The sequence below is a fragment of the Sphingobacteriaceae bacterium GW460-11-11-14-LB5 genome (assembly GCA_002151545.1).
In the GTDB taxonomy this organism is placed as follows: domain Bacteria; phylum Bacteroidota; class Bacteroidia; order Sphingobacteriales; family Sphingobacteriaceae; genus Pedobacter.
The window spans coordinates 3,330,445-3,348,963 of the sequence record CP021237.1 but is presented as its reverse complement, the minus strand read 5'-3'; the positions used below and the strand labels follow the sequence as shown (position 1 = coordinate 3,348,963).

At 42.3% G+C, this 18,519-nt stretch carries 9 protein-coding genes; 8 read left to right on the top strand and 1 reads right to left on the bottom strand.

What is annotated here, in order from left to right; all coding sequences use genetic code 11:
• Positions 1 to 134: 134 nt before the first annotated feature.
• Both CA265_13425 and CA265_13420 read left to right on the top strand, forming a co-directional pair.
• Positions 135 to 1,331, top strand: a complete 1,197-nt coding sequence (locus CA265_13425; GenBank protein ID ARS40605.1) for a glucuronyl hydrolase — start codon at positions 135 to 137, stop codon at positions 1,329 to 1,331.
• A gap of 10 nt (positions 1,332 to 1,341) precedes the next feature.
• Entirely contained in the window at positions 1,342 to 2,601 is a 1,260-nt protein-coding gene (locus tag CA265_13420; protein ARS40604.1) for a hypothetical protein, read from the top strand.
• Positions 2,602 to 2,669: 68 nt separating this feature from the next.
• Here the strand turns inward: CA265_13420 and CA265_13415 are convergent, their stop codons facing one another.
• Positions 2,670 to 6,713 (bottom strand): hypothetical protein, encoded by a 4,044-nt coding sequence (locus CA265_13415; GenBank protein ID ARS40603.1) that lies wholly within the window; start codon positions 6,711 to 6,713, stop codon positions 2,670 to 2,672.
• Between the two features lie 259 nt (positions 6,714 to 6,972).
• Here CA265_13415 and CA265_13410 point away from each other — a divergent pair, with 259 nt between their 5' ends.
• From CA265_13410 to CA265_13385, 6 genes are all read left to right on the top strand, one after another.
• Entirely contained in the window at positions 6,973 to 8,367 is a 1,395-nt protein-coding gene (locus CA265_13410) for a hypothetical protein (GenBank protein ID ARS40602.1), read from the top strand.
• A gap of 160 nt (positions 8,368 to 8,527) precedes the next feature.
• Positions 8,528 to 9,955 (top strand): oxidoreductase, encoded by a 1,428-nt coding sequence (locus tag CA265_13405; protein ARS40601.1) that lies wholly within the window; start codon positions 8,528 to 8,530, stop codon positions 9,953 to 9,955.
• 228 nt (positions 9,956 to 10,183) lie between these two features.
• Entirely contained in the window at positions 10,184 to 10,540 is a 357-nt protein-coding gene (locus tag CA265_13400; protein ARS40600.1) for a hypothetical protein, read from the top strand.
• 767 nt (positions 10,541 to 11,307) lie between these two features.
• Positions 11,308 to 12,471, top strand: coding sequence for a hypothetical protein (locus CA265_13395; GenBank protein ID ARS40599.1), 1,164 nt, complete (start codon positions 11,308 to 11,310; stop codon positions 12,469 to 12,471).
• 167 nt (positions 12,472 to 12,638) lie between these two features.
• Positions 12,639 to 17,885: a hypothetical protein gene (locus tag CA265_13390; GenBank protein ID ARS40598.1), complete on the top strand. Its 5,247-nt coding sequence runs from the start codon at positions 12,639 to 12,641 to the stop codon at positions 17,883 to 17,885.
• A gap of 357 nt (positions 17,886 to 18,242) precedes the next feature.
• The gene (locus CA265_13385; protein ID ARS40597.1) at positions 18,243 to 18,515 is read left to right on the top strand and encodes a hypothetical protein; all 273 of its coding nucleotides are present in this window, start codon (positions 18,243 to 18,245) and stop codon (positions 18,513 to 18,515) included.
• Positions 18,516 to 18,519: the final 4 nt, after the last annotated feature.

The window sequence follows — 18,519 nt, the reverse complement described above, 5'->3', positions numbered from 1 at the left end:
TTTCAGATTTTCTACCTTATCATTTATAATTTTCACCCTCTTTTAAACTTGTAAAAGCACAAATTTGCCGCAACCAACATCAAAGCCTATGTTAAGGCTCAACACAAAATGAATAATACAAATTTACCTAAACTATGAAAAAATTATTGTTCGCCATATGTTTTCTGGCTGCAGCAGTAATGGCTAATGCACAACAGGCAGCTGATGATAAAAAAGCAATGAAAAACCTGCTCGACAAGCAGTTTGCATTTGCACAGAAACAATATCAGTTACTGGCCAAAAATACACCGGCAGACCGCATGCCAAAAACCTATTATGCCAAAAATAATAAACTGGAAACGAGCGACACCAAATGGTGGTGCAGTGGCTTTTATCCTGGTTCGCTGCTTTATATTTACGAGTATACAAAAGATTCCGGCACCTTAAAAGAAGCAGAAAAACGCCTTGCGGTACTAGAGAAGGAGAAACATTACACCGGAAACCACGATTTAGGTTTTATGATGTTCTGTAGTTTTGGCAATGCCTACCGCATAACTGGTAATGCTTTGTATAAACCAACCATCGATACGGCTGCTGCTTCGCTGGCTACACGCTACCGTCCGGCTGCTAAAGTAATCCAATCGTGGAACAGCAGTAAACAATGGAAAGGCCCGGTTATTATTGATAATATGATGAACCTGGAGTTACTGGCCTGGGTATCCGATCATGGTGGCGATCCGAAATACAAGAAAATTGCCATCAATCATGCCGATACTTCGCTTAAAAACCATTTCAGGTCAAACTACAGCTCTTATCACGTGGTAGATTACGATATGACTACAGGCAAAGTACTGAGAAGAGGTACAGCCCAGGGGGCATCTGACGAATCGGCCTGGAGTCGTGGCCAGGGCTGGGGCTTGTACGGTTATACGATGATGTACCGCTTTACCAAAAACAAACACTATCTTAATCAGGCAAAAAACATCGCCAAATTTATCATCAATCATCCGAATATGCCTGCCGATCAGATTCCATATTGGGACTTTAACGCACCGAACATTCCTGATACTTACCGTGATGCTTCTGCTGCGGCGGTGATTGCATCAGGTTTGTTAGAATTAGGGCAGTATGCAACAAAAAGCGAGCAGAAATTATATGTAAGCGAAGCAAAAAAAATGATTATTTCACTTTCATCTGATACCTATCGTGCAAAACTGGGTGAAAATGGTGGCTTTCTGCTCATGCACAGTACTGGCGCTTTACCACTGAAATCGGAAGTCGACGTTCCGCTTAGTTACGCCGATTATTACTATCTCGAAGCGCTAATGCGCTATAAAAACTGGTATTTATAACACACATAAAATGGAAAGAAGAAAATTTATAGGAGCGCTGTCATTAACTGGCGTATTTGGGTTATTTAATCCTAATGAAGTTTTATCCGCAACAAAAATTAATAATGCTGCAAAAGGCCAATCAAAAAACGACAGAGAATATTGGTATAAACTGCTATATAAAATTGCCAGCCCGGTTGTTTCCAATTTAGCCAATGGAACACTGATTAAAAATATGCCAGTGGTTACGGCGCCAAAATTCGACTCCAGAACACCTGCTGTATCCTATTTGGAGGCTGTTGGCCGTACCTATGCCGGTATTGCGCCCTGGCTTTCCTTACCTGATGATACCACAAAAGAAGGCGTTTTAAGAAGTACGCTGAAATTACAGGCCATTCAGGGATTGGACAGCTGTTTTGCAAAAAACAGTCCTGATAAACTAAATTTTAGCAAAGATTATCAGCCGATTGTAGATTCAGCCTACCTGGCACAAACTTTTTTAAGGGCGCCTAAAGCTTTGTGGGAGCCATTAAAACCTGAAACCAAGCAAGAAATTATTGCCTCGTTTAAATCATTGAGAAATAGAAAGCCATTTAAAAATAACTGGTTGTTATTCGGTTCTATTACAGAAGCCTTTTTATTGTCGATTGGCGAACCGCATGATGAAGCCCGATTAAATGAAGGTGTAGATACCTTAAACGCATGGTATAAAGGCGATGGCTGGTATGGTGATGGCGTAAACATGGCTTTTGATTATTATAACTCTTTTGTGATTCACCCGATGATGGTGGATACACTTGCCGTGATGCTGGATAAAAAGCTTATTAAAAAAGAACGATATGAGCTTGCTGTAAAAAGGATGCAGCGTTACGTAGTAGGGCAGGAGCGCATGATTTCTCCTGAAGGAACCTATCCGCCAATTGGCCGTTCAATTACCTACCGTACCGGTGCTTTTCAGGCTTTAAGCCAGATTGCCCTCATGCATAAGTTACCGGCCAATATTCAGCCTGCTCAGGTGCGTTCTGCTTTAACTAAAGTTAAACAGAACATATATGATGTCCCTGGAACTTTTGATGCAAAAGGATGGTTACAGCTTGGTTTTTGCGGGCATGATCCCGAAATAGCAGATTATTATACCTCTACAGGCAGTCTGTATATGGCTACTTTATCCTTCCTTCCTTTGGGTTTACCGGCCAGCGATGAATTTTGGGCTGCACCTGCGGCAGAATGGACCTCGAAAAAAGCCTGGGCTGCAAAACCCTTCTCCAAAGATTATCATGTAGATTTTTAATGATTTCAATTCAAATTAAAAAAAGCCAGTAGTTAGGCGTAACTACTGGCTATACATTAAGCTTCGTGTTAGTCGGTCTCTATCCACTCCGAAGGTAACTTCCCGAAGAACTTCTTGAATTCTTTACTAAAGTAGCGACTATCTAAAAAGCCCACCATATACGAAACCTGATAAACCGTATAAAGCCTGGTTTCCAGTAGTTCTGCCGCTTTTTTCAGGCGTAGCCCTTTTATAAAATCATTTACCGATGAACCAGTGACCGATTTTACTTTTTTGTAAAGGATTGGCGTACTCATGTTCATCAGCCTGGCCAGTTCGTTAACACCAAATTCAGGATTCTCTATGGAAGCTGTGATGTTTTCGACCAATTGATTCATGAATTTCTTACTCTCCGTACCAAGCTGGGTTTGGATTAACTGGTTAAAGATATCAATCGGCTCTGAATTTTTGTTCAGCAACTGACCAACATGCGTATGCACGTTCTGTATGGCTACAATAAGGTTGTTTACCTGCAGCAGCAAAGCCTGCGGGGTAAATGGTTTAGTGAGGTAAACATCAGCACCATGAGATAAGCCGGTTATTACATCTTCGGTCTGTGTTTTTGCCGTTAGCAATATAAAAGGAATATGGTTGGTGGCCACATTAGATTTGATCAGGTCACAAAAGTCAAATCCCGACATTTCAGGCATCATAACATCACTGATGATCAGATCGGGAATATGCCGTTTTGCCTGTTCCCAGGCTTCTTTTCCATTTCTGCTGATGATTACATGATAATAAGGGTTTAAGATATCATCCAGCAATGTAGCAAGCTCAAGGTTATCCTCCGCCAATAAAATGGTTGGTTTCTGGCTTTCATCAGCCTGTGTTAAGGGCAATAATGGTTTATGCTGCGTTTGTTCATCCCCATGATCAGGGAAAGTATGCTCAGCATTGTAAGCTGCTAACGAATCATAGGCTTCTTTTTGTCTTTTCGGTAATGAAATCGTAAAGGAAGTATGTCCGGGCTCATTCATCGTCTCCAACCGGCTGGTTACCGTAATCGTACCCTGATGAAGCTCAACAATAGCTTTTGACAGGGCCAGACCTATACCATAACCTGTATTTTGAAAACCATGGTCTGCAACCTGATAGTAATTTTCGAATAATTTGTTTAAATGCGATTGCGAAATCCCCCTTCCGTTATCTTCAATCGTAATGGTCACCTCGTGATAAGTCTGGCTGATCCTGAGTTTAACCAGGCCGCCATTCTGTGTAAATTTGTAGGCATTGGCCAGCAGGTTAATAATGGCTTTTTTTAATTGAAAGGCATCGCATAATAAAAAGGCTGATTTTAGATTTTCCTTTTCCAATAGGGTGGTAATCTGTTTTTGCTCAGCGGTTTCCGAAAACATCTGCAGGCAATCTTCCAGTATAGGCAGTAAATCCTGCACATTTTCTGATAATGTTAAATGTTTATCCTCTGTCTTTCTAAAATCCAGCAGTTCGTTAACAAGCGTTAGTAGTCGCCTGGCGTTGCCGGCAACCCCCAGTATTTTATCTTTTTGTTTCTTACCCAATTGTTCGTCAGAAACGAGTTGCTCTATCGGGGGAGAAATGAGGCTCAGGTGTGTTCTGATTTCATGAGATACATTGGTGAAAAAATTGATCTTATATTGGTGAAGTTCGTCTTCTCTTTTTAAGAGGGTGCGCAATACAAAATAACGACTGATGAAGAAAACGATGCTGGTTAAAATAATACCATACAGCATATAAGCCCACCAGGTGGCCCAAAACGGCGGATGTATGTTAATGGTTAAACGAATCGGTTCCATCCAGTTGGGGCTGCCATTATTACCGCTTACCATTAACGTATAAGTGCCGGGAGCGAGGTTGTTAAATGTTGCTTCGGCTAAATTAGTTGTGGTCCAGCCTTTGCTTAATCCCTGAAGGCTATACCGGAATGCATTTTTTTTAGGTTTAATAAAATCCAGCAATGCAAATTCGAAGGTTAACGAGTTCTGGTTATGGCTAAGTTCAACCCGGTTGGTATAGGTGATGGATTTACGCAATACCGAACTATCAATCTCTACCGGTACATCGAAAATCCGCATGCCGGTAATCACGATACTTGATTTTGTCGTATCGTCCCGGATTTGGTCAGGATCAAAATAAATCAGTCCATCCAATGTTCCAAAAAACAAATTGTTATCCCGTTCATACCTGGCGTTGATGTTAAAATTGGTACTAATCAGTCCGTCGGCTTTGGTATATTGTGTAACGATTTTCTGTTTTGGGCTAACCTTAAGCAATCCACTGTCACTGGCCAGCCAGATACGGTTTTGCCTATCGAAAGCGATGCTGTATACCGAACGATTATTCACCTGGCTATTGATTTGATATAAGGCGAACTGACCACGCTGCTCATTAAATGCTGCCAGGCCACGGCTTTCTAAACCTAAATAAATGGTGCCATGATGTTCGGAAATCGTATTTACAGGGTATTTTAAATGATAGATGCGGATACTATCACCCTCAACTTTCATTACTTTGGTTTCGGTAGCAAACCATAACCTTTTTTTGGTGTCCTGAAAGGCAACGCCAGCGAGGAAAGATTTTAGTCCCGGTTGCTGCATCAGTCTATCCGCTTTCAAATGTGTTCTGATGCGTTTATATACTTTTAAGCCATTGCTAGAGGTAATCCAGAGCCTGTTTAGCCCGTCTTCTACAATTGAGTTCACCTCGGTAATTCGCTCAGTCCCGGTTAAACGGTGTTCGATTGTGTTAGTGCTGGCATTAAGGACATCTAAAGTGCCCGAAAAAGTGCCAATCCATAAATTCCCATCCTCATCTTTAAATAGGGTTTTGATGAAATTTGAACTGATTGACTTATCGTTACCCTGTTGGTTTTTTAAATAAGAGACCTGTTTAGTTGACTGGTTATAAATATTTATTCCTCCGCCTTCGGTGCCAATCCAAAGCTCCGTTTGATTACGGTTGCACACGCTGCTGACCACCCGATGGTTGAGGTTTAAAGCGGTTGGACCAATGCCTAGATGGCGAAAGGGGGCAAGTGGTGGCTTTATTAAATCCAGACCGCTGTAATAAGAACCAATCCAAATGGTTCCTGAGCGCTGTTGAAACAAGCTGTGGATCGAACTATTATGTAAGCTTTGCTCATCGCCCGCTTTGCTGGTCAACTCAAAGGTATTCAGGTTATTGATATCGAAAAAAAACAGACCGTCGGCTGTGGCAACGCTAATCTTATGGTCTAACAAACTGATAATCGACCTGATTTTGTGGGTAGCCCCACCAGGCAAAGCAGGTTGTTGCTGCGCCTCAATAAATTTCCCTTGTTGGTAATGGCATAAAAGCAGGCCACCAGCATATGATCCAAACCAAAACCTTCCATTATTATCCATTTTAATCGAAGTAATTTTCTCCTTTTGCAAGAAAACGGGCAGTTCAGCTGTTGTTCTGCTCAGCATAATCCGGTCAGCTTTGATCTTTACTTCAAAAAGCCCCCTGTTTGTACCGCACCAGATCCTGCCATCTGACCCACAAAAAATCGTATGGCACAATATATCTTCGCCATCATCAAAAGCCCTTGCTGAAGCAATGATTTTATTTTCTTTAGTGATTAGTACGATACCGGCTGTGGTGCCCGCCAGGATATTTCCAGAAAGATCTCTTGTTACCTGCTTAACCTCGGGTTGTATGGGATAAGGAAGCTTGATCTGCCTGAATTTTTCGGTAAGGGGATCGAAAGTAATGAGTCCCAACGCAGTGCCCATCCATAACCGGTTCTGTTGATCCCAGAATAAAGACCTGATCAAAGCAGGCGATGAAGGTTTATTGGTATCCCCCAGGATATTCTTAAAACTGCGCCACCTCAAACCATCAAACCTGCTTAGGCCATTTTCGGTACCGAACCACATAAAACCCTGTCTGTCTTGAGCAATAGACAGCACATTATTCTGAACAAGTCCATCTTCGGTACTGAAATGTGTAGAAACAGATAATTGCGCATTTACCTGCAAAGCTCCACACAGGAGTAAGCACATCATGCCTATCCAGCCCGCTGCACGGATGGCGCATTTTCTATTTAAATTTAAATGAAGCAGGATGATCATTATAATAAAGTTATGAGATATTTGGTGTTAATATTCAAAATTAACCGACGATTACTGAAAAAGCGTAGGATTTAAGATTTTCGACCTATTTGTTTAAGATTTTCACCCTTTAATAATCGGTTAATTAAGGAAATTTACAAGCTAAGCTGAGCAAATAAGCGCTCAATAATATCCATAACCAAATAAACCCATTAAGCAGTTTTTTAAGATGCATGCACCTTAAAATGGGCATATCTAAAAATCAACTGGAGACAATCAAATGCGTAAATCTAGCCTTTTACTTTTTCTAATTCCTGTTTTATTCAGTGCAAAAACTGCGCATAGCCAATCGGGTGCATTAACCAGCAACACCATAAAAGTGAAGCCGATTAACTGGAGCAGTTTCCACAAAAAGCCACCTCATGATGAACTGGCGAAAGTTGTAAAAACAAGCCTGCTTAATGCCAATAAATTTGCATTAAGCACCTGGTACCGGGATATCAAAAAATACCAGCAGGATTCCAGCGGTTACCTCGACCTGAAAAGCATCTCAAAGGTTAACGAATACCGTTATCGTTTTCCTGCAGCAATGTCGTTTGGTGTAGCCATCGCGATCAAAACCAGGATCTACGATCCCGCTATTACAGGGGTTTCTTTACAGGAAGCTAAAAATAAAACGATCCAAATGGTAAGGGCTGTAGCCTACGACCATAAAGTGAATCAAACCAGAAAGGTTTGGGGTGGCGATTGGCAGGCCGCCCACTGGGCTTATTATTCGGGTTATGCGGCCTGGCTTTTATGGGATGATTTTTCCAAAAAAGATCAAACTTATATCACCCGGATGATCGTTTCCGAAGCAGATCGTTTTCTGGGTATCGTTCCACTCTATTATAAAGACAGCACCGGGAAAGTATTGTTTCCCGGTGATTCTAAAATTGAAGAAGATGCCTGGAATGCCGAGCTGTTATACCTGGCAGCGGTAATGTTGCCAGAGCATCCGCATTCCGCTCAATGGTTGCATAAGGCGGTAGAATATTTAATGGCCTCAACGGCCTTACCTTCCGATTTGCATAATTCGCGGATGATACACGGATATCCCGTTAGCCACTGGGTGCAGGGCTCCAATATGGAAGAACCCGGTTTCGTGATCAATCATGGGATCATCCATCCGCAGTATAATGCCATTGCCTCGATGATCAATGCACCGATTGTATTTTCGCTGGCCGGAAAAAAAACACCGGAGGCGGCGCGCTTCAATCTTGATAAAATTTATTTTTCGGTAACTGCACATCAGTTTTCATCACCACCTTATAAAGCCCCGGGTGGTACCATGTATCGCGAAGGAATGGCAGCTGTTTATTACCCCGAAGGTTCAGATTGGGGGCAGGGTGTTTACGATAATTATGCCAACCTCGATATTGCTGCATTTACCTATGGTTGGGATAATCTTGCCCAAAAACATAAGGGAAAATACTGGGCTAAACTGCATATGGATAAGGTGCTTGAACAGCAAAAGCGCTTTGCCGACGGGCACACTTATGCAGGCGATCAGGAAAACAGCTACCTGGGCAGAGAAGAGGCCATTGCCAGCCGGATGGGATCAGCCTGGATGACGATCTGGTTACAGCAGCAGGTACCGGCAGTTTATGAGAACAAGGTGATTCCTGAAAATTAGCGTTAATTTTTTTAAAAAAATCAACCAAGACCAATCAACAAAAATGAAACAAATGGTAAGTGTTTTTTTATTGCTAAGCGCTGATTATAGTCTGATAGCTGGAAGACAGGAGTTGAAATAAAAAAAAATACTGTAATTTACTAGCAATAACAAGCATTATATGAGCGATAACCACAACTCTAGAAGAAGATTTTTAACACAGGCTTTACTGGCTTCTGCTGCGGCCGCAATGCCTGGCTTTTTATTTGCAAACGGGCATAAGCCTTCAGGCTTTAGCGCTGCCGAAAAAGTAAACCTGGCCTGCATTGGCATCGGTAACCGCGGAGGCGAAATTATCCGCGAACTCCACAACACCGGATTGGCCAATATTGTTGCCTTATGCGATGTAGACATGGAGGCACCGCATACCCTGGCCATTCTGAAAATGTTTCCAAATGTGCCGCGTTTTAAAGATTTTAGGCAGATGTTCGATAAAATGGGTAGTCAGATTGAAGCGGTTTCTATTGGTACGCCCGATTTCTCGCATTTTCCGATTACCATGATGGCCATTGGCCTTGGCAAACACGTGTATGTGGAGAAACCGATGGCCCGCACCTTTAATGAGGTAGAGCTGATGATGAAAGCGGCAAGGAAAAACCCAAAAGTGGTTACCCAGATGGGAAATCAGGGGCACTCGGAAGCCAATTATTTCCAGTATAAAGCATGGGTAGAAGCAGGTATTATTAAAGATGTAACCGCCATTACCGCACATATGAACATGGCCAGGCGCTGGCATGGCTGGGATACGAAAATCACTTCATTCCCACCAGCAGAAACACAGCCCGATACCCTTGACTGGAATATCTGGCAGATGCAGACCCAGGGGCACCAGTATAGCAAAGATTTTGTGAACGGGCAATGGCGCTGCTGGTTCGATTTTGGTATGGGCGCTTTGGGCGATTGGGGTGCGCATATCCTCGATACTTCGCATCAGTTTCTTGATCTTGGCCTTCCTTATGAGGTAGACCCGATAAAGTTAGATGGCCACAATAATTTTTTCTATCCGATGTCTTCCACACTTTCGTTTAAATTCCCTAAACGTGGCAGTATGCCCCCTGTTGAAGTGAAGTGGTACGATGGTATTGACAATCTTCCCCCAATCCCGGCCGGATATGGTGTGCAAGGGCTCGATCCCAACATTCCACCACCAAGCAATGGTGCTGTTACTGCCGCTAAACTAAATCCGGGTAAAATTATTTATGGCAAAGACCTCACTTTTAAGGGTGGTTCGCATGGCAGCACATTATCCATTATTCCAGAGGAAAAAGCGAAGGAAATGGCTTCCCGTTTGCCTGTTGTACCGCTGAGCCCATCCAATCATTTTGCCAATTTCTTAAAAGCATGTAAGGGCGAAGAAAAAACCCGTTCATCTTTCGAAATTGCAGGCCCGTTAAGCCAGGTATTCTGCCTTGGGGTGCTGGCGCAGTGGACAGGAGAAAAAATAGTTTTCGACAGAAAAAAGAAGAAAATTACCAGTAGTAAAAATGCAAACGAATTGCTCATCGGCCCTCCACCCCGTAAAGGATGGGAGCAGTATTATAAAGTATAATTTTTCATATAGCGAATAGAAATATAATCTGTAGTATTCGACAATGTCATTAAGTTCAGGAGAAAATAAAAAATATGGTCATCCTGAACCTGTCGAAGGACAAATGTTTTTTATGAATTAATGGTATTGAGTGTATGAACCAAAACGTAATATCCTCTCCCGGAGGTTTGAAGCGTTTTGGTTCTGGTGTTTATAGTCTTGCAATCATCACCATATCAGTGAAAAAATATGCAACATAAGCTAGTTAAAATGAATGGTGCTGGAAAAAGAATCGTGGTATTGGTTGATCTTTTATGCTATGGAATAGTTGAACTTCCTATTGTTTATCACATCGATTTTCAGGAGGGTGATGTGAAGCGCTGTAAAGTAAACTGTTATATTGAACTTCCTGATACGAATGAACATAACTGGCTCATCCAAACTAATTTTGCTTTCTTTTTTACCGCAAACCCAAAAGGCAATGGTTATGTGTTATCTTTTGAAAATGATCTTAATAAGAACATCTATTATCATAATATGCTAAATGTATTTTCTGATTATCTTGTTTTTAAGGAAGACTTTTTCGCCTATTTTTCTGAATATTAAGCTGCCTGATCTGCCCTCTTTTAAAACAAAGCACAAACGTTTGCGTGTGATCGGCTTTTTTAAATTCCGTTTTCATCATGTGATCGCCTGTAAAGCAAAATCAAACCGGTCTCCTCTTTTTTGCAATACTATTTATTTCGATCATCTCCTATTTTTGTAATAATAAATTTACATGCGCAGGCGGTTTCGCAAATAACCAGATAATTATGCCTTTAAGCCAGGGGCTTAACCCTGTTGAATAGAATTTTATTATTTTTCTATTTCACCCACTAAGATGATATCCTAATTTAAAGGTTTTAAGGCAGATGCAGTGCAATTATCGGCACTATCAACACCTCCTAAATACAACGATATTGGCAATATACTGGCAGACAAACGTTTGTGCTGTCTTTTTTATTTGACTTAAATCAATTGTACTTAGTTTTGATAAAGGTCTCTAACTAAGATCTATACCAATCATCCTATAATCATTTTGTAAAAACAAACGAATAAATTTTCGCAATTAACCAACTAACCAAATAAACCTATAAACAACTTTTTGCCGGATACCTCTTGAAAAAAATGAGGTTGCAATCAGGAAGGATTACAGTATGGCCTGAAATGGGCAATATCAGCTGTGAGATGCCATTTGGCAAAGGTAACCAGGTGCGTGTAATATCGAACTGGAAAGATTTGGCTGGTGCAGGATAAAAGATTAATAGCGGTGGAAATGATGGTAGCTTTTTGATCACATAGAACTGAAAATTTAAACTCATAACCGATAACCGATGAACAGAATATTTTTCCTTTTGGCCCTGCTAACCTTAGTCGTTATAAACGTTGATGCCCAGCAGGCAGGGAAAATGGACAATGATTCCAGATCCAACAGTTTGATCGCTGCAGCGCCCTTTTTACGGATTACCCCTGGTGCGCGTATTGCTGGAATGGGAAATGCAGGAGTGGCACTGGAGGCTGATGCACATTCAGCAGCCATCAATGCAGCAGCGATGGCCTATCTGCCTACCCAATCAACAGGGGTAGGGTTAACCTATACGCCATGGATGCGGAACCTGGTGCCAGATATGAACCTTACTTACCTGAGTGGTTACCGCAACCTGGATGGCCGCAATACCATCGGGGCTTCTTTAAGATATTTTTCTCTGGGTACCGTTAATCTCACCGATGATAATTCACAGGAATTGGGAACGGCCCGTCCGACAGAGTTTGCGGCTGATATTACTTATGCCCGGAGTTTTGGGAAAGAATTCGCACTGGGCGGAAGTATCCGTTTCATCAATAGCAGTCTGTTTACGGGCACCACAAGTTCAGGCGTACAGTCAGGACCGGGAAGGGCCCTGGCAGCCGATATATCCGGGATTTACCGGACCGGGGTGATGTTATTCGGCGGACCTGCAGACTGGTCGATGGGGGTAAATATATCCAACATCGGGACAAAAATGAATTATAGCAATACCGGAACGCAATATTTCTTGCCTACGGAGTTCAAACTGGGCTCTGCAATAGCTTTTATTGGAAATGAAAGCAAACTGACCCTTGCCTTAGATATCAATAAACTGCTTATACCTACCCAGCCCATTTATTCGCCTGATGGAAAGATTATCAGTGGAAAGAACCCTGATAGGTCTGTCCCGGCAGGGATTTTCGGGTCGTTTAATGATGCACCCGGCGGTTTTAATGAAGAGCTAAGGGAAGTTGGGCTGTCAACCGGGCTCGAATTATTATTTAAAGATATGATGGTATTCCGTGCAGGTTATAACTATCAGGATGCCCAGAAAGGTGATGGCAGTTATTTTACCCTGGGTGCAGGCTTTAGGTACCAGATCTACAGCATTGATATGTCTTATCTGGCTACTGCAGAAAGAAGCAACCCGCTGGCCAATACACTGCGCTTTGGCCTTGCCGTAAATTTTCTCCCGAGGAAGGGAAAATAAAAGCAATAACAAGCAGGTCCTGGCCAGACTTTGCCGGTGAAAAGATATCAGATGAGGGGGGATGGCCGAAAAAAATAAACCAATGGCTTCAATAACCAATAGTCTTTTAAGACAAGCGGTTGAAAAGCAATATAAAACCCATATTATTTAATTTAAACCCTAACCAGATGAAAAAACGATTACTCTCTTTTCTTGCCATGTTATTGCTCTGTGCAATTGCAAATGCCCAAAACCCGGTCACCATCACGGCGGCGGCTTCGAAACGGCCATCACAGGGTGGTAGCGAAATTACGAAAGCCTACGATGGTAACCTGACCACCATGTACCACTCTAACTGGTCTTTAAACGCCATGCCAGATACGGTTGATTTTTATTTTGTTGGTGTAAAAAGCATTAATAAAGTGGATTATACCCCAAGGCAGTCGGGCCCAAATGGTATCTGGACTACTGTAGATGTTTATTATGCTACGGCCGATGCCCCTTCGGTTTTTGTAAGCAAGCTGAGTAATATCAGCTGGGCGCAAAACAATACGGTAAAAACAATCGATATGACGGCCAGTCCGATTGTAAAACCCTACATCGTCCGCTTCGTCATCAGGGCTGCAGGAGGCAATTTTTCGAGTTGTGCTGAAATCAATTTTAGCTCGGCAGAAACAGGGCCATTTGTTCAGCCGATTGATTGTGATAATCCGATAGCAGAAGATTTTACAGCCTATACGGATGTTAAACTAGATATTGCAAGCGCCAGCGTAAGCCCTGCGTCAAACGGCGGTGAAGGCATTGCGCGTACTTATGATAATAATACAACCACCCTTTACCACTCTAACTATACAGGTGGTGGATTCCCGATCAGTTTAACTTATAATTTCACGACCAATCCTTCCATTGATTACATCACTTATGTGCCGAGGCAAGATGGTGGTTCGAATGGTATTTTTGGCACGGGCGAAATCTGGTATAAAACCACGACACAAACTACCCTAACCAAATTAATGGATTTCGATACGGGTTTTAGTTCAGCTGCGTATCAGATCAGTTTTCCTGCAGCTTTAACCAACGTTACCCAAATTGTGGTAAAAGTGCTTACCGGTAAAAATAATTTCGCCAGTTGTGCAGAAATGCAGTTTTATCAGAAAAACAGCGCAGGCAATTTATACACAAATATTTTTGCCGATGAGTTACATACCACACTAAAAGCCGGAATAACGCAGACGGATATCGATGCCATTGCTTCTCCGTTTTTTAAATCATTGGCACAGTGTATTTTTAATAATAGTTATAACAAAAAATACCGTTTACAGACCTACGATTTTTATCCAAATCCCGGCACAGTAGAAGGCATATTAAAATCAAATGGCTTAAACAGGGTAGAAAACCCAACCGGAATTGCTTTCAAGGCCAATACCAAAGCGATTGTTTTTGTTGGTGATACCTATGGGGTAAATCCACAATTGTTGGTGAAGGATTTTGGACTTGATTATAGCGCCACTACCGATAGTTATCCTTTGAAAAAAGGAGTAAACATTATCAATGTATTACATGATGGACTGGCCTATATCAATTATTTTAGCGATAAGCCTAATCTGCAACCTATCCAGATTAACATTACCACAGGGCAGGTAAATGGTTATTATAATCCATTAACGGATACCAACGACCAATGGACACAGATGTTGCTGAACGGCGTGTATTCGAAGTTAGATATGAAAGGAACCTATGTTAATTTAAATCTCAACAAAAATATACTGATCAGTAATTCTGCAGCTAGTGGAAAAGCGCTGGTTGCAGCCTACGATACCATTGTGCACAATGAGTATACCTTAAATGGCCTTGTAAAATACAACAGAGTGCCTAAAAACCACATGTTTCTGAGGTCTATAACCGGGGATGGAAATCCTAATGCAAGTGGCGATGGTGTAAATTATCCCATAGGTGTTGGTGGTAGCGGTTCGAACCTGGCAAGCGCTACAGGGGTTTTTAAAGATCCCTGGGGAATTGCGCATGAGTTTGGTCATAATAACCAGGTGAGGCCAGGAGCTAAATGGATAGGCACCACTGAAGTAACCAATAACGTTAATTCGGCTTGGATCCAATACCTCTATAGCAGCAGTTACCCGAGTACAACAAGACTTGAAAAAGGTAACGATGTGCCTAAAGCAGGTGCAGCCAGTTTATATGGTGGCCGCTACGGATCGTTATTTGATAATTGCCTGATACAGAAAAAACATATGGAAGCACAAGGCGATGTGTTTGTGCGATTGGTGCCTTTGTGGCAACTGGAAGTTTATTATCAGCTTGCAGGCGCAAGTAAAAACCTGCCAACGATGCAACAACGATTATCAGGTACACCTGCTCCGGCTGGTCAGCCTGATGTAGCTTTCTGGTATGGAGACGTGTTGGAGAAAATGCGTACAACCAGTCAGACAGGATTAAATGAAGGTCAGTTACTGCTCAATTTCGTAAGTGCTACCTGCGATGCCGTTCAGGAAGATTTGACCGACTTCTTTGTGAAAAGTGGCTACCTGTTGCCAATTGATATGGATATAGACGATTATTCGATAAAGCGTTTAACCATTACACAGGCACAGATAGATGCACTCATCGCTGCTGTACAGGCTAAAGGATATCCAAAACCAGTATCTCCGGTCTTAAATTATATTTCGGCAAATACGATAAATACCTTTAGAAATAAGGTTCCACTCGCAACAACTGCGGTGGCAACAGTTGGCGTAACGGTGAATACCAACACCTTAAAAATCGACAATACGAAATGGGCCAATGCAGTAGCTTTTGAGACCTATAACCAAAAAGTACTTACCGATGTGGCCATTTATGGCGCCGGAGAAGCCACCACAGCAAATGCAACCACAACTGTTCAATACGCTGCAGGTTCTACCAGTGTTTATGCGATTGGATATGACGGTTCAAGAAAACTGGTTTATCCTGCTGTAGATGTGGCCAACCTGTTACCAACGGTGGCTATTACTTCACCGGTGAACAATGCTGTAATTACAGCGGGTGCCGATGTAGCCATAAACGCAAATGCAGCCGATACCGACGGAACAATCGCCAAGGTAGAATTCTATCAAGGCAGCACTTTGCTGGGGCAGTCAACCACTGCACCTTATAGCTTTACCTGGACTAATCCGGCTGCAGGAACTTATGCACTTACCGCTAAGGCGACCGATAATAACGGCGGAACAACGGTATCAGACACGGTTAAGGTGATTATCAATACCTTGCCAACGGTGGCCATCAGTTCACCGGCAAACCATGCGGTGTTTACAGCAGGTATGAATGTTACTATCGATGCGAATGCTACTGATACTGACGGAACAATCAGTAAAGTAGAATTTTATCAAGGCAACACATTACTGGGCCAGTCAACCACTGCGCCTTATGGCTTTACCTGGACTAATCCAGCGGCAGGAAATTATAACCTTATCGCTAAAGCGACCGATAATAATGGCGGAACAACGATATCCGATACCGTGAAGGTGATCATCAATACCTTACCAGCTATAGCGATCAGTTCACCGGCAAACAATGTGGTTTTTACTGCAGGTACCAATATTACAATTGATGCCACTGCTACCGATACCGATGGAACGGTTACTAAAGTTGAGTTTTATCAGGGCAGCACACTTTTAGGTCAGTCAACCAGCGCACCCTATAGTTTTAGCTGGGCCAATCCTGCTTCAGGAAATTACAGCCTTACCGCTAAAGCAACCGATAATAACGGCGGAACAACTGTTTCAGATACCATTAAAGTCAACGTAAATACTTTGCCAACGGTGGCCATCAGTTCACCGGCAAACCAGGCAGCATATACAGCGGGTTCGGATGTTGTTCTAAATGCCAATGCCGCTGATACCGATGGAACAATTACTAAAGTAGAGTTTTATGAGGGTAGCACTTTGTTAGGTCAATCTACCACTGCACCATATAGCTTTACCTGGAATAATCCTGGCCCCAGATTTTATAACATCACTGCAAAAGCCACCGACAATAATGGCGGAACAGCTGTTGCAGATACGGTTAGGATTAAAATCAATACCTTACCTACAATTGCCATCAGTTCGCCTGCAGACCTTGCGGCACTTACTTCGGGTACTGATCTGACCATTAACGCCAACGCTACCGATGCCGATGGATCGGTTGCTAAAGTAGAATTTTATCAGGGCAGCACGCTGCTGGGCCAGTCGACTACTGCACCCTACAGTTTTACCTGGACTAATCTTCCGGCCGGAGCTTATGCACTTACCGCAAAGGCAACCGATAATAATGGGGGAACAATACTATCGGCAATTGTAAACGTTACGGTTAGCGCTGCGCCAACCGTTTCAATTAGCGCTCCGATAAACAACGCTACATTTACGGCAAATTCGAATATTAGCCTTAATGCCAATACCACCGGAACGATTGTTAAAGTGGAGTTTTATCAAGGTTCAACTTTTCTGGGCCAATCTACAACAGCACCATTTAACCTGGTATGGAATAATGTTTCCGCAGGAATGTATACGCTTACCGCTAAAGCCACCGATCATTTAGGCAGACTAGCCACATCTTCGGCGGTTAATGTGAAGGTAAATGCGCCACAGGCTTTAACAGTTAATCCGGTAGCTGATGCATTTGTGCGGGATGGGATTTTTGCTGGTGTTAATAATGGCAGCGCGAAAAGCCTGGATGTGAGCAGCGAAAACTGGTCCTTTTTCAGAGAATCTTACCTGCGTTTCGATTACAGCACATTTTCTGGTTCAGTAGTAAACAGTGCAAAAATCAGGGTATATGCTTCCCGTATAGATATTAATCCATCGAGGGTGGTATCGGTATATGGCCTATCTAATAGCACCTGGGGTGAAAATACCATCACCTGGAATAACAAACCATCAGAAAATGGTACACTACTTGGTACTTATACCGTTAAAAATACAGCCAAGGCCTGGTATGAGCTGGACGTAACTGCTTATATCAATAGCCAGCTTGCTTTAGGGAAAAAAATCATTTCCATCAGGCTGATCAATCAGGCTGGAAAAGGATTTGGTAACCTGGTAGGTTTTAATTCGCGTGAAGCAACCAGCAATAAACCAGAACTGTTACTGAATCAGGAAGCAGTGAATTTCGAAGAATCGCCAATCAATACGAATATTGGCAATGCCATTGGAGCGTTGCTGGGATTAAAAATTACCGCCTGGCCAAATCCAAGTACAACCGGGTTTAAAGTACAGGTAGAAAGCACCAGCAATGAAGCATTGCAATACAGGGTGTATAATATTGCCCAACAATTGGTTAAAGAAGCTAAAACAGCCGCTACTGAGCAACTGACTTTTGGAGCCGAACTGCCTACCGGTGTATACATGGTAGAAGTAAGACAGGGCACAGAAAGAAAGGTTGTAAAAGTAATTAAGTTATAGTCCCTTAGTTTTTAATTTTAATGAAAAAGAGCGTGCCTGAAAAGCACGCTCTTTTTTTATGCACTTATTTTTAAAGTTAGCCGGGCTCTTTTTAAAGATCTACTCGTTTAAATAAACAAACCTTTACACAGCTATAAAGGTATCCATCTGTTTTAAGCCACACTTTTTGGTAAAATTAAAGATAGCCCCTAGGTTTCTGCAGAAAAAATAGCTTAAAGCCTCAAAACACCTCAAAATTTAAGGTTTTCGCACTATTCCTTTAAGATATTCCCCATATAATATTCAGTTGATTAAACAATTTTACAAACTAACCAGGCCGGGTAACCGGTCAATATAAATCAGCTAACCAACAAACCAATGAACCAAGTTTTTACGAAATGTAAACATTTTGAGCTTCCTGGGATTTTTCAGCAACAAGGCAGTCTCTGTCATCCAGGCTTGTCACATCCCAACAATGATCCTGCTAAAGTATGGGGCAGCAAGTGGCCTACCTATCACGCAGTAGCGCTGGGTGTAAATAACCGCCCGATCGAATTTCGCGCTGGCATTGATGCTTTTTGTCCCGGTTTTTTAGACCTCATCAATTATTGTATGAAAAGAATTTTTTCAACCCTATTAATCAAATTTTAGTAAG